Below are 14,858 nucleotides of genomic sequence, written 5' to 3'. Positions count from 1 at the left end.
CGACCTCTGTCTGAGTACTATTTTATTAACTTCAAACATTCAATATCCTGAAAAGAGGAAATTGTCCGGACAAAAAATACGCCTTTTGACAGATCGGCAATATTGACGTCATAGCTGGTTTGCGGAGATAAAGCAGGAAACTGTTTCAGTAACGTTCCCTGCGTCGAGTAGATAAGAATCTTTTTCAATTCTTTTTCCGTCTGTATAAACAAATGATCGTCCTTTACCCAGCCGATTACTTTTTTATCTGGTGTAGTAAGATCGGACAGCCCCGTTCCTCCACCTTTCTTATCTATTCTATATAACTTCACGCCACAATCAGGTAAAGAGAAAGGTATTTCCTCCCCTTTCAATGACACATCCTGACCGGTCCACAACTCTTTGATACCTTTCACATCGGAAGAAGTAATTCCCAACCGGGACAGCTTTATATCCTCCGATACCGACTGGGCATTATAATTAAATGCAGCCACATACGTATAATCATCCGTATCCAGCATAAAGAGACGTTCCCCCCGATTCCTTCCCCAACTATTCTTACCTGAGGCTTTCGCGCCCTCTACCGGATAAAAAGATTTACCGATACGGGCTATATCATTCACATCGGCATTCGTCGCAAACTTCTCTGCCTTCTGACGGGCAGCGAAGTCACCGACACAAGTACCTTTTTGGCTGAAATTATCACCCAGAATATATGTCCCGGTAATAACTCCGGAAGTGATGCGCATACGGTTCTCATCTTCGCTATAAGCATCTTTATGAAGTACCAAGTGATCGGCATCATTAAAGTGATAAACTCTATCGAGCCACCAGCCATAAGAAAGCCCGTTCATTACATATTCGGTATCTTCTTTCGCTCCCCAAGCATCGCAACTGATACGACGAGAGTTCCCGTATTGCGCCGGGAAAGCAGGAGCAATGGATAAAGCCATAAACATATCATCCCCACACAGCTCTGTCAGATACTTCATTCCGCTGTTATACGCCTGTACACCGGTCGTAACATTCTTATCATAATAAGAGTCCGCTTCAAGGATCGCATTGTTCAGAAAGTCAAACTTGATGTATTTATAGCCCAGTTCCTTAAAACGGTTGATGAAATAGCTCATCCGTTCACGGGTTCCGGGATGTGTCGGATCCAAAGCCCTGGAAGCAATCTTTTTAGGCTTTCCGTTCACATACAGGTAAGCCTCTCCGTATCTGTATTTGCTGCCTTCCATCGTGCGGCTGCCATTTTCACCCCAATCAGAGAAAGGTGCCCAATAAATGCCTGGAACCTGCCCGTTATCGACACATTGTTTAGCAAAGGTTTTCAACTGGTCGTCAGTTAGATTATCCCAGTATGAGTCGAGGATCACATAGGCTGTACCGTCATTATTAAAATGATTCGGTTGCAGGTTCGTACTGATATAATCGGAGACATCGAGGACACCGGTAAAATTCAGTTTATCAGCCATTGCTCCCCAACTATTCCAGCCAAAGACATTTCCTTTCGCCCATTTACGGGGAGGAGCAACCAGCGCATTCGCTTCGCCGTACGTCTCAAGTCCTTTGCGCCAGTCATCAAACATTCCGACCAGAATTTTCGGAGATTTCAGTTTCGTACCGGAAATACTGCCGTGGGGTTTCGAACCCTCAGCATCGATATCATGGGTAATACGGTGGCTTATCCCGCCAAAGCATTCCAAGCGGTTCACCTTCTGGTTACCGGAAGTAGAATAACGTATTCCTGTTTTCCAGGTGTCATGTTCTACAGAACCAATCACCAGCCCTTCGCGTGTATCACCCGAATAGATAGAAGTAACCTCGAATGAGACAGAGTCTACCGACAAGGCAAGCGCAGAATAACCGATCCAGGCATCATTATCGAACGGGACGGATAAAACACGGTTGGAAGAATTGGCGTTCAGGAAAGAACTGGCAGTCTCAGTAACAACCGGAGCAATATAATTACTTGACATTGTCGTCTCTGATACAATATACGCTTCCGTCAGGAAGTAATTTTTATCCGGATAGAAATAAAACGATTGCTGCAGAGAAGGCTTTTCACCCTGTGCGGCATAAGTAAACGTATATTTATGTCCGGCACCGAAAGCATCATCAACCGTTTCTTCAAAAAAAGTCGGTGCGGCATATTCTGAACTGCACAATAGCAGATCTTTATCTTTCGCCTGAACAAAAACACCTGCCAGTATGGTCTTTTCCTTATGGATAAAGTCGCATGTCTTTGTTCCTTCATTATAAACGATCTTCCAGTCACCGGAAGTAATCACTTGCTGTTCGCTTGCAAAAGCCTTTGTCCCAAACAGAAGGCTGACAATACCTATTAATAAGTAGTTTCTTATTGAAAAAATCTTCATGATATCTTTTTTGGTCATTAACTAAAACACCGGGCAAAGACATACCTTCCCCGGTGTTTTTCTTCTACAATCCTTTTGCCTTTCTATATTATCTGTAACCAGGATTCTGATCATCGGCAGTCATATCCGGATTCTGTTCGATCTCTACGTTGGGTATCGGATAACGAACGTTGAAATCTTGAATCGTTCCGGAACGTTTCGCCCATTTGTTGCGTGCCTTGATATATTCAACAAACTTACCTGTACGGATCAGATCGGCACGACGCCAGTTTTCTCCCAGGAACTCACGCATACGTTCATCCAGTATTTTGATACGGAAATTATCCTGCGACATGCCTGTATCCCATCGTTTATCAGCCGGAATGCTAAAGTTCCAGGCACGGTTACGTACTTCGTTTACTTTTTCCACAGCCTGTGAGGTCTGTCCCAATTCATTCAGACACTCTGCATAACTTAACAATACATCTGCATAACGAAGAGCCGGAATATTCTTACCGGAGTTCCACATATTATTAATACCCAGACCTGAATGCTGGTCGGTACGGTAGTCTTCATATTTCTTTACATGCGGCTTCAGTTCGTCATGGTCTTCGCCCAAATCTTCCCAGGCAACACATTCCAGGTTCGGCACTTCTCCGTTATACGTAAAGTCGTAACGTATGCTTTCTTCCTTACGTTCGTCGCCATCTTCCCAGATACCACCGTTTTCTACGGTTTCATATCCATATTCAGTGACAACAACATTGTCGTAACCGGCAAAGTAACAACCATCAGTCCACCAGTTCTGTGCTACACGCGAACCGATCTGAAACTGGATCTGGTTACGGTTCGGATTATTGTTAAACTGGAATTCATAGATAGATTCTGCCGTATTCGGCTTCTCGTAATTCCATAGGTCGGCATAGTTCACCAATGAATAACCCATCCCCATTACTTTCTCGAAACATTCTTTCGCCTTGCTGAAATCACGCAAACCGGTTTCCGTCGGAGCCGACATATAAGCCTTACCAAGCATGGTATAACCAGCACCCGAAGTTGCACGTCCGGCAGTATTGTTTTTCGGTGCATATTTAGCAGCTTTTTCCAGATCGTTGATAATAAACTGCCAGACATCGGTCAAAGGTTGGCGGCCATACCCGGTCTCTTCCAGTTTGTTCAGGTCGATGATAGGTATTTCACCCCAATACATTGCCAGTTCATAATCTACAAAACCACGAATGAAAGCAGCTTCACCCAAAAGTTCTGCTTCTTTTGAGCCTTCCGCCAAATCAGGCACATCCAATGCCCGAATGATCTTAGCTGCAGCAGTAACTACAGGGAAACGTTTGTTCCACTGGTCTCTCACCTTTTCATGGAGCGAGTTCAGGTTAGCGTCATAACGGTCGAGAGCCGCCCCTTGTCCACCCCCTTTATGCTGAAGTGCACCACGCTGTATCTCATCAGAACCCATCATCAGAAAACAGGCACGCTCATCCTGACGGGTATTATCGCGCCAAGTATTATAAATACCTTTCAGATTCAGTTCTATAAACTCTACTTCCGAATAGATTTGTTCTTCCGTCAGTGCTTTCTTGTTTTCCTGTGTCAGGAAATCGGAACAAGACGTGGTGATCCCGACAGTAAATGCCAAAGCCAGCAATCCGATCAAATTATATCTCTTTTTCATACTTGTAATCCTTTTAAATCATTAAAAACTAAAGTTCAAACCAAATACATACATCTTTGTCGGAGGATATCCGTAATCGCCTGTCTCTGGATCGAATCCTTTGTATTTGGTTGCACAGAACAGGTTGGATGCGGTAAAGTAAACACGCAGGTTTTCCACTTTGATCTGGCTCAACAACGGTTTCGGGAATGAATAAGCCAATGTCAGGGTAGACAAACGCAGATAGGATGCATTCTGAATCGTATAATCCATATCAGACGGATTATAACGGTTATAACCGCTGGTCGTATTGGCAATCACACGCGGAACGGAAGCACCGGTATTTTCGGGTGTCCAGCGATCCAACAGATCTGAAGAAGCCATACTTGTACCTGTACTGTTGATCAAACCTTCATAGTATGAACTGATCTTCTTTGCTCCGTAAGAATAGTTGAATACAGCATTCAATGTAATGCCTTTATAGTTTAAATCCGTAGCAAATCCACCATAGAACTTCGGATCCTGTTTGCCTACAACGACACGGTCAAGCTGATCGATTACACCGTCAGGAACACCGTCAGGACCGGATACATCTTGCGGGAACAGGTCACCCAGGCTTACATGCTTACCATTAAAGTCAAGATTTTCCCATTCACTGCGGTTCGATTCGTTAGCGATACCGCCTGTCTTATAAGTATAAATGTTATTCAAAGATTCACCCAGGAAGATATTCTTTTCACGCAGGTCATCTTTCGCATTCAGGATCTCTTTTACTTCGCCATACAATTTGGATACCTCGTTCTTATCAAAAGAGATATTAGCATTCACATTCCATGTAAAGTCTTTTGTCTGTACCGGAGTTGCATTGACTGTTACTTCAAAACCGTTATTCTTTACAGAACCGATATTTTCCCATGTTTCGCTATAACCGGAAGTCAGCGGCAAAGAGTGCTTCATTAACAGGTTATCGTTCTTGATAAAGAACCCATCCAAAGAAACATTCAAACGATCATTCAGAAATGCCATGTCAAGACCGATATTGGTCTGTTTCTGTTTCTCCCAAGTAATAGCCGGTGTACCTCTCAAACCGCTGGTAGCATAAGAAGCCTCTCCGTTACTGACAGAAGAGAAATACAATGTCCGGTAGGCATAGTTTTCGATATCCTGGTTACCAACCACACCATAACCAACGCGGAATTTCAAACGGTCTAAAATAGTCTGGTCTTCCATGAATGCTTCATTCGTAATATCCCATGCAGCAGAGAAAGAAGGCAGGATACCCCAACGGTGACCTTTTGCAAATTTAGAAGAACCGTCATAACGGGCTGTAGCCGTCAAATAGTAACGCATGTCATAGTTGTAATTCACTCTACCTAAAACAGACACAAGGGTATTTGCCTTAAAATCAGAATCGAGTTCTTTCTTATCGTTAGCAGCAGCACCTTTCAGGTCATTCCACAGCAAATCGTCACTGGCAAAACGATCACCTTGTGCTTTGGTATAATTTTCTGTGTTTTTGGTTGTACTTGTACCAAACAGGAAATTCATACGGTGTTTGTTGACTGTCTTGTCGTATGTGATTGTATTATCCCACTGCCAGTTCAACTGTGACCATCTTTCATGTTTTGCTCGTGCATCCCCATTATAGTGGCGGATTGCTTCCTGAATATAAGAAGGTGTATATTCGAACCAAGTCTGTGAAGAAACGTCCAGTGCAAATGTTGAACGAATATTCAATCCCTCAATCGGGTTGATATTGATGTAATTGGAAGAAAGGAAACGATTACGGGCACGTTCACGAGCTACTTCCTGTGAGTTGAACGGGTTATAATCATTGTTATTTCCTTCATTGTGCACACGATAGTACAGTGTCAAATAGTCCCATGTATAACGAGTTGAAGGGTCACGGAACGGTTCCGGGTTCAATAATGGGTTTGCATTCAACGCTTTATCGTACACATCATCTGTCGGTAAATTATTTTCCGTACGAGAAAAAGAAGAGTTTGTTCCAATCTTTAACCACGGTTTAATCATAGTCTCCGCATTAATACGACCGGAATATTTTTTTTCTTTTGAATCTCCGATCAATCCGTCGATATTAGCATAGTCGAAGCTAATATAAATATTGTTCTTTTCTGTTGCATTAGAGAAACTTACGGAATGGTTCTGCTGGAAACCGTTGCTGATTACTTCATCCAACCAGTTATAGCTCTTACCTGCGCGATAAGTTGCAAACTCATCATCAGAGAAAGCCGTATTGGTATTCATCAATGTACTGTTTATATAATCCTGACGGTTTGCAGTTGGATTATCATGCATATAACCATTGGCAAAAGCATCTATACGCAAATCAAACAACTGCTGTGCATCCATTGTCTTCGGACGCTGGGTAATTTTTGAGAAACCAACCCAACCGTCGTAAGTAACACGTCCCTCACCGATTTTACCTTTCTTGGTCGTGATAAGAACAACACCGTTAGCACCACGTGATCCGTAAAGGGCTGTAGCAGAAGCATCTTTCAACACCTGAACAGAAGCCACATCGTTCACGTTGATGGCGTTAAAACCACCGTAACCGTTACCCATAACCAAACCGTCGACAACGTAGATCGGGTCTGAACCGGAATTGATCGTATTCACACCACGGATCTTGATACTTGAATCGTCACCCGGACGAGTTCCTTTGGTGATCAAAACACCGGCTACACGTCCCTGAAGAGCTTCATTGACAGTTGTTACCGGTCTTTCTTCCAACACTTTGGAATCCACATGTGCAATAGCACCTGTCAGGTCGCTTTTCTTCATGGAAGCACCAACGATAACTACTTCATCGATCGATTGTGAATCTTCCGAAAGCGATACGTTGATAACCGACTGGTTACCTACTTTCACTTCTTTCGTGTCATATCCTATATAACTGATCACCAACGTAGCGCCGGGCGATGCAGTCAAAGAATATTTCCCATCCATATCCGATATAGTCCCTTGCGTTGTTCCCTTGAGAACAACGCTCGCTCCCGGGAGCGACTCCGACGTTTTAGCGTCGGTGATCGTACCTGTAATTGTTATGTTTTGCGCGAAAACGGTACCGCAACATAATACAAGCATCATCAAAATACTAAAAAGCTTGATCTGTTTCATAATTGATAAATTTAAGAACATTTAGTTGTATCCAATCTTATAAAGCAACGCATCCTTGGCAGGGATCGTCACCTTTAATGTTTCCTTAACAGGTTGTTCATCTCCGCTCCAAAGCTCTTTCACCCGGTAAGTAACGGTTGGTTCCAGACCGAGACGTTCAAGTGAAATTGTGGTGTTCATCTCCTCTTCCGAATAATTAAAGATAGCGAAATAAGACGTTCCGTCTGCATCATGATGAATAAATTGATTTTCAGAACGCTCTCCGTTTCCTTCCACCGGAGTAAACGAAATGCCTTTAGCGACAGCATTTACCTCCGGATTGGTCATGAATTTCATAGCACGATCTTTATCTATTTGTTTTCCGCCTTTACTGAAATCATCCCCAACGATATACAAACCGGTAATGGCACCGGAAGTCATACGGGCACGGTTCTCACCTTCGGTCGCTTCACGCAGCACCAGATGGTCGGCATCATTATACTGATACACTTCATCCTGCCACCAACCGTAAGAAAGGGCATTCAGTGTATACTCAGTATCCTTGATCTTATTCCATGCATCGCAGGCGATACGACGTGAATTCGCGTAATGGGCAGGGAATACAGGAGAAATCGACAAATTGATGTACATGTCACCGAAATATTTATTCAATAACTGCATACCGTAGTTGTAAGCCTGGATACCTGTCCGGATTTCCGGATTATACCATTTGTCGGCTTCCATGGCTCCATGCGTCATAAAGTCCATCTTCACATATTTGAAACCGCAACGGTGGAACAAGTCAGAAGTCTTCTTCATCATCTCCTCGATGGCCGGATGAGTCGGGTCGATCGCATAAGCGCCGTCCAGTTCCTGAGGCTGACCGTTTGCATACAGATAGACATCTTTATACTTATAATCAGGAGCATCCTCGATGGTCCGTTCCGGATGTTTACCCCAATCGGTAAAAGGCGTCCAGTACACACCGGCAATCTGTCCGTTTGCCGCACAATGATCTACGAAATCTTTCAGTTCCTCATCTCTAAAGCTGTTCCAGCCGGAATCGAGACCGATCGTCACATTGCCGTCCGTATTTACAAAATGATTGTTCTGCAAATTATTCTTGAAGAAGTCGGATACTTCCAACGCCTTCTGGTAAGTCAGATTAAACTGAAGTGCCCCCCAACTGTTCCAGCCGAAAGTAACGGCACCCGGCCATTTCTTTACAGGAGCCACCACCGCATTTGCTTTTCCGTATTCTTCCAGTCCGGCACGCCAGTCGTTAAAGAAGCCGACAAATACTTTCGGGGATTTTACTTCTTTACCTTTCAGTGCACCATGTGCTTTCGAATCACGTGTCAACGTATCGGCTACACCTCCGAAGCAGACCAGCGAACCGATATTATTACGGTCACCCTGAGTCATATCGATACCGGTTTTCCAGTCGGAATGTTCCACCGAACCGATCACAAGACCTTTACGGTCATGGTTATTAAATACGGTTGCCACCTCATAACTGCGTAACTTATCGAAAGTCAGCGGATGAGACTGGTAACGGATCCAGCAATCGTTATCGAAAGGTTGGAACAACGCACGGTTATCCCCTTCGGCAAGCAAAGCAGGCATACGGTCGACGTTGACCGGAGCCATATAATTCGATTCGACATCGGCATCCCCTCCCTGAAGAGTGAATTCCGTCAACAGATAATCTTTCTCCGGATAGATGTAGAAAGATTGTACCAATGTAGGCAGGTTACTGTCGGTATAGGTGACCTGCAATAATGACCCCTCGCCGAAAGCGTCGCTGATAGCGGTTGCTTTCGACCGGCTATTCTTGTAGTCACGAGTAGTGACCAATCTGTCGCCCAGTTTATATGAGGCGTAGACTCCATCGGAAAGAAGCTGATTCTCTTTCTCGATACGATGGCCTTTCTGCGCCTGATCGTAGCTGACCGTCCATTTCCCCGAAGAGACGGATGGTTCACCACAGGACACAAGCAGGGCGAGCAATAATAGCAGATTTAAATTGATGAGTTTCATGTATTGATAATTAAATGTGTGTTTTCAAATGTGGTCCGGCTTTATTCCGGACAATATCATTGCTCTGTAATCAATAGGACAGTACTTTCATACGTATTCCCGATCTTCAGGCTGATGCCGGCATTCATCAGATAATCGCCGGGGAAGACCTGGCCGTCTCCATAAAAGGTACTGTCTCCGGCTTTGTTCAATTCAGTAATCTTATACATTTTAGCCGGATCCAGTCCTTTCAGTTTGGTCTCAAAGAATGTCGTACGTCCGTGGTATTTCAGGCTATAAGCAAAAAATACCGATTCCTTTTTATCTTTCGATATATACATATGCGAAGCCCATCCGTTTCCGTCGTAAGGAGATTTGAGACGATAGAGGTCGCCCAGCTGTACGATCGGACGGATACGTTTATAGTTCCTGATAGCCTGTTCTGCAAAAGGCAATTCATCGCCGGTCAGATCCTTCGGCTGCAACTCCATACCCAAACGGCCTGTCATGGCGACATCGAAGCGGAACTTTAGCGGAGCCATCATACCTGTCTGATGGTTCGGAGTGGTCGACACATGCGAAGCAGTTGCCTTTGCCGGAAAGAAAAGATTCGTACTGTATTGGATGAATATACGATCAAGCGAGTTGGTATTATCGCTAGCCCAGAACTCATCATGATATTTCAAAGCACCGAAGTCGAGACGACCGCCACCGGAAGAACACAACTGGATCATAACATCCGGATGTTTTTCACGAATCCGCTCATAAGCACTGTACAGTCCTTTTGTATACTCGATCCAGAAGTGGGTCTGATTTTCTTTCGACAAATAGTCGGAACCGAAGTTATCGACATGACGGTTTGCGTCCCATTTAATATAGGAAATATGAGGAGATAGGGCAATCACATCGTCGAAAGTCTGTACCACAAAGTCCTGTACAGCCGGATTGCTCAGGTCGAGCAACCATTGGTTACGCATCGGGATAATATCCCGCTTGCCGCTCTTCACGATCCATTCCGGATGCTTTTCCGCCAATTCGCTCTTCGGGCTTACCATTTCCGGTTCAATCCAGATACCGAATTTCAGACCTTTATTTACAGCGTATTTCGCCAGGTAGTCGATACCACGCGGCAGTTTCTTCTTATTCACCTGCCAGTCACCCAGACCGACTTTATCCGAGTTACGCGGATACTTATTGGCAAACCAGCCATCGTCTAATACGAACATCTCGACACCGAACCCGGCAGCATCATCGATCATATCTGTGATCGTCTTCTCTGTGAAATCAAAATAGGCACCTTCCCAACTGTTCAGCACGATCGGCAATTCCTGATCGCCATGAGCCAGTGCATAGTTACGCGACCAGTCATGCAGATTTCTGGAGACCTGTCCTTTACCGGCAGAGCTGTAGGTCCATACCATCTCCGGAGTCTGCAAGACTTTACCCGGTTCCAGGTTATAAGTAGAGGCAAAATTATTCATGCCGGTCAGTATATGCAGCATGCCGCATTCATCTATTTCAAAAGAATTCAGATAGTTTCCCGACCAAGCAAGGGAACCGCCATAGACTTCACCCATATCTTCATAAGCCGGTCCGTTCAGAGAAAGCAGGAAAGAAGAGTTTTCAGACTGTGTAGTCCGTACCCCTTTCTTAGACTCTATCCGTTTGACACCGGAAGTCAGTTGTTCCTCCACCAACTGCATTTCGGAAGCCCATGCACCATGAAAATGCGTCAGATAATAGGAATCTGCATGTAAAGGGAGATAAGCGGAAGATACATTTTCGACTGCCAGACGGCTATTTTCCTGATGGGAGATCGAAACAGACTGGCAGATCACATTCTCTTTCTGGTAAGCAACGAAGTTCAGATTGACAAAAACCGGATACAAAGGATCTTTCAGCCGGATCACTGTTTCGACTCTGTTAGCATCGACATTCTTTACCGAATGATCTGCATATATTAATTCGGTAGTCTGAACACCGTCAGTATGTGTCAGCTTCAGTGCCGGATTCAGGAAAAGACGACCTCCGTAAGCAGGATAGATTGCCGGAGCATAACCGATACCATTATCCGGCTGTTCTTTATACTTCTTAGTAAGGAAAGGGGAAACATGCTGGAACTTATCTCCAAAATAGTTATATACTACCTTTTTATCCGGAGAGATAGAAAAGACCATATTTAAGTCGTTCGTAGAGACGGATATGATATCCGCATCTTTCTCCTGGGAAGATACATTCATACACCCCAATAAGAGGGCTACAGTTAACAATAGTGCTTTCATGTCTATCAGTTTTATTTTACTTATTCAAGGTTGATGGTGCAAACTAAGCCAATAAACAGAAGCTGGAAAAGTACGGATTCGCCAATTATTTGTATTTATGCACTTAATTCATAGAAGACTAATAAGATTGCAACATTTACGTCATTTTTTGACGCATTTATAACAAGGGTAAAAAACAAAAAAGGTTTGCATCCATAAATGCAAACCCCTATAAAACATTAAAGGCTGTCTCACGACAACCCCTAACCAATTTTGTTAACCTTAAATCTAATACTATTATGAAAAAACCACAATGCAAAGATAAGCCCTGAACAAGGGTTTGTCAAGTCTTTTACAGACAATATATGTTAAGCCTTACGAGCTTTGTAGCTAAAAATTGTTTCCGAACACAAATCTTTATACAATACAGACAAAAACTGCTAATTTTAACAGTTAAAGCGAGGCATTTTATAAAGAAAGCCGCTCTTTAAGCAACCTGTATCCGGTCAGGCTGGCACGCAAGCAGACACCTGTCTTCAGACGTACCTGGTAACTGTCTTTGCCGAACAATTCCACACGGATGATCTGATCGCTGTTCACGATACAGGAACGGTGAATACGAATGAAAGAGTTTTCCGGCAAATGCGTCTCAAAATATTTCATTGTTTGTTCCTTGACATATTGACCTGTCGAAGTGAACAGCGTCACATAATCGCCGCTTGCCTGGATATAGAGCAACTCATCCAACTGGATCAGATGGATACGTGTGCCGTCTTTCACAGAGATACGATCCAGCAAAGTTTCTTCAGGTGGCAATGACGTTTCTGTCTCAAGAGAAACAGAAGAATCCTCGGACGGGTCCTCTTTCCGAATCTCTTTCCAGCGAATAAAATACCACTGAGCCAGAATGATCCATACTAACAGACCAAACAGAAAACGAAAAGGGATCGTGGAGGCAAACCATTCCATCCGATCGGGGCAAATCAATGTCCCCACCATATACCCTCCTATAGTAGAAATCGCCAAGACACCGATGGTCAATGCGATCTGGGCCTGTATCGGGCGCAATACTCCGGTAACATACCAAAGCAGAAAACCGGAAACAGAGAATAACCCTACCGAGACCAGACTGTCCAGCCAGGCAACAAGCCACCCCGTATGTTCGTAGTAATACAACAACAAGGCTCCTATGCCACAAGCTATCAACGCCAACGTGATACCGGCAATCCTATAAAAGACAGAGTTTATAAACGGATGCGTCTGCATAATCAACTTTTGAATTCAATTCCGCCGAAAGTTGTATTTCCACGTACTACTAACACATGTTCTTTATCCATATCTACAGAAGCATTGAAGCGTTTATCTTCAATTCCTCCCATCAGCGGACGGACATTAAAATGAAGTCGCCAGTCATTGGGCACATATATTTCCACCCCGGCAAACGTACAGTCGATGTCAATATAGGTTCGCGGACCTTCCAGCTTTGTTCGTCGCAGATCCAGAACGGTTCCTCCGAACAAAACCTTGATCCGTGCCCCTTTGAAAACCGGTTCCAGAATGATCTGCTCCACGGAGCTAAACGTATTATCCGATTCCACATAACCGTCTATATTGACAAATTCACTTTTTGTGCCAGCGTCTGCCCCGTTCCCCGTCGCCTCCCCTCTATTTCTCCCATAAGCATTGTTTTTCTTTCGTGGCGAAAAGAGGATCACGATACCGGCCAACACCAGGAGCAGCGGCCAAATAGTCATACCACTGCCATCCATCCAATCCAGTTCCGGCATCAGAAAATAGAATCCGAATAAAAAGGTGATCAACCCTCCGACATACTGGCGGGAGAAAAAGGAAAAAACTCCGACATACATAACCAGCATCTGCCAGGATACTATAATATCAAAGATATCGGTTGCTATCATACCCATATTCTTCAACAGCCATACAATCCCGACTACGATAAACGGGATTGCCCAAAAGATGTTTTTTCTAAAAGCCATAATCTATATTGTTTAAGTGTTTGGGACAAAAGTAGGTATCAGACATCTCCCGAACAAGAGAGATACGCTCTATTACAGGCAAATATCGGTGAACTGCCGATAATTACCGATAAAAAAGGATATTATTTACTCTTTGCCGCAAACTTTCTATTTATACCGGCAGATAACAAACACAAAAGGGAACAGAAAGCGACCAGTATACAAATAAGAAAATGCAATATCAACTATCATACTATCATTCTTCGACTTATTCACCATATTATCAATATATTAGATTATGATAGTTGCTGTTTTCAACTATCATTCAACTATCATACATCTATCATCATCCATTTAAAAACAGAAAAGGCTATAACCTTTTTTGAGCAGATATATGGCTAAAAATCAACAATATAGTAATAAATATGTTTTGCCACCCGGGTCTCAATGATCCCGACACCCGGATGTGAGCATCGTCGAGATGGGGGTGTGAAAAGGGGTGAGACCGGCATCTCAGCAAGTAAGAGTAAGCACTTCCATGAAAATATACTATAGCTTTTGGAGAAAAAGCAGGAGGGACGCGAAGAATGCAACCCCTATAAACAATTAAAGCCTGTCTCACGACAAGCCCTAACCAACTTTGTTAACCTTAAATCTAATACTATTATGAAAAAACCACGATGCAAATATACAGCTTAATCCAAATTTGTCAAGGAGTTTTATGCTAAATCATGTTTCGTGTCATATAAGAAAAGCTAACAAGCTTCAATATGTTTATTTTTTGCTTCCGAAGTGTTAAAATAAACACTTTTTGTTCCTATTTCTTCTTTAATATGCGTTGCGCACAGTCGGATAATACAACGATCGCTCCCGCAATAATCGCCGTGTCTTTGATCACCAAACGGCCTGCTCCCGTAAGCAGCGGGAAACCGTGTTCGCCACTTCCCAGGTCCGGAACCCATACCTCCGGCGTAGTGACGAGAAACGACAAGGTACCGATTGTCATTATAATGGCCAACAAGGAGCCTACCAGTCCAATTTTAGGAGAAAAGATACCCAGGAAGGTTAAGATACCGATCGCCATGATCATAATACCCAGCCCGTGAGAGAAACCATACGTATTGTTTTCTACATGCCACTGATGTTTAGCTTCGTTGAATTCACCTTCTTTCAGTTTATATTCTTTATATTCCGGTGCGCTTTTAGTATAGAAGAAGCTCATAAACGGGCTGTTTGCCACGAAAGGGACAATCCCTTCTGCTTCATAATTCCAGAACTTCAAACCGCCGATCCATACGAAGATGATCAGGATAGCTATGCGGATCAGGTTAATACCCAGCTTCTGTGAAGAAGCTGCCAGGTTCAGAAACGTGTCGAATAAATCTTTTAGTTTAGTAGTCATGTCTTTCTTTGTTTATCAGTTTAACTTATGATGCAAAGGTCCGACATTTCTACCCTATGGGAAATGGCAATTCTA

Annotated in this window: 8 protein-coding genes; all 8 read right to left on the bottom strand. The window is 43.6% G+C overall.

The window, feature by feature from the left end:
* Window positions 1-17: 17 nt before the first annotated feature.
* The 8 genes from M1P97_RS09785 to M1P97_RS09750 all read right to left on the bottom strand — a co-directional run bounded on the left by M1P97_RS09785 (window position 18) and on the right by M1P97_RS09750 (window position 14,783).
* Entirely contained in the window at window positions 18-2,360 is a 2,343-nt protein-coding gene (locus M1P97_RS09785) for an alpha-galactosidase (RefSeq protein WP_249388966.1), read from the bottom strand.
* Window positions 2,361-2,448: 88 nt separating this feature from the next.
* Complete coding sequence (locus tag M1P97_RS09780; RefSeq protein WP_195370378.1) at window positions 2,449-4,026, bottom strand: RagB/SusD family nutrient uptake outer membrane protein; 1,578 nt, start codon at window positions 4,024-4,026, stop codon at window positions 2,449-2,451.
* Between the two features lie 21 nt (window positions 4,027-4,047).
* Window positions 4,048-7,146: a SusC/RagA family TonB-linked outer membrane protein gene (locus M1P97_RS09775; RefSeq protein ID WP_249388965.1), complete on the bottom strand. Its 3,099-nt coding sequence runs from the start codon at window positions 7,144-7,146 to the stop codon at window positions 4,048-4,050.
* A gap of 21 nt (window positions 7,147-7,167) precedes the next feature.
* On the bottom strand, window positions 7,168-9,165 hold the full coding sequence (locus M1P97_RS09770; RefSeq protein WP_195370380.1) for an alpha-galactosidase: 1,998 nt from the start codon (window positions 9,163-9,165) through the stop codon (window positions 7,168-7,170).
* Between the two features lie 56 nt (window positions 9,166-9,221).
* The gene (locus M1P97_RS09765; RefSeq protein WP_195370381.1) at window positions 9,222-11,426 is read right to left on the bottom strand and encodes an alpha-galactosidase; all 2,205 of its coding nucleotides are present in this window, start codon (window positions 11,424-11,426) and stop codon (window positions 9,222-9,224) included.
* A gap of 447 nt (window positions 11,427-11,873) precedes the next feature.
* Window positions 11,874-12,671, bottom strand: coding sequence for a LytR/AlgR family response regulator transcription factor (locus M1P97_RS09760; RefSeq protein ID WP_195370382.1), 798 nt, complete (start codon window positions 12,669-12,671; stop codon window positions 11,874-11,876).
* A 2-nt stretch (window positions 12,672-12,673) separates the two neighbouring features.
* Entirely contained in the window at window positions 12,674-13,402 is a 729-nt protein-coding gene (locus tag M1P97_RS09755; RefSeq protein ID WP_195370383.1) for a LiaF transmembrane domain-containing protein, read from the bottom strand.
* A gap of 796 nt (window positions 13,403-14,198) precedes the next feature.
* Entirely contained in the window at window positions 14,199-14,783 is a 585-nt protein-coding gene (locus M1P97_RS09750; protein WP_075559504.1) for a DUF417 family protein, read from the bottom strand.
* Window positions 14,784-14,858 lie beyond the last annotated feature (75 nt).

It is taken from the genome of Parabacteroides leei (assembly GCF_023369805.1).
In the GTDB taxonomy this organism is placed as follows: Bacteria; Bacteroidota; Bacteroidia; order Bacteroidales; family Tannerellaceae; genus Parabacteroides; species Parabacteroides leei.
The sequence above is the reverse complement of the archived record's forward strand: the minus strand, read 5'-3'. Positions and strand labels throughout refer to the sequence as shown.

Excerpts from the sequence above, each read along its gene's own strand:
- M1P97_RS09755 (WP_195370383.1), bottom strand. The coding sequence starts at position 13,402 with ATGGCTTTTAGAAAAAACATCTTTTGGGCAATCCCGTTTATCGTAGTC.
- M1P97_RS09770 (WP_195370380.1), bottom strand. The coding sequence starts at position 9,165 with ATGAAACTCATCAATTTAAATCTGCTATTATTGCTCGCCCTGCTTGTG.
- M1P97_RS09750 (WP_075559504.1), bottom strand. The coding sequence starts at position 14,783 with ATGACTACTAAACTAAAAGATTTATTCGACACGTTTCTGAACCTGGCA.
- M1P97_RS09775 (WP_249388965.1), bottom strand. The coding sequence starts at position 7,146 with ATGAAACAGATCAAGCTTTTTAGTATTTTGATGATGCTTGTATTATGT.
- M1P97_RS09785 (WP_249388966.1), bottom strand. The coding sequence starts at position 2,360 with ATGAAGATTTTTTCAATAAGAAACTACTTATTAATAGGTATTGTCAGC.
- M1P97_RS09765 (WP_195370381.1), bottom strand. The coding sequence starts at position 11,426 with ATGAAAGCACTATTGTTAACTGTAGCCCTCTTATTGGGGTGTATGAAT.
- M1P97_RS09760 (WP_195370382.1), bottom strand. The coding sequence starts at position 12,671 with ATGCAGACGCATCCGTTTATAAACTCTGTCTTTTATAGGATTGCCGGT.
- M1P97_RS09780 (WP_195370378.1), bottom strand. The coding sequence starts at position 4,026 with ATGAAAAAGAGATATAATTTGATCGGATTGCTGGCTTTGGCATTTACT.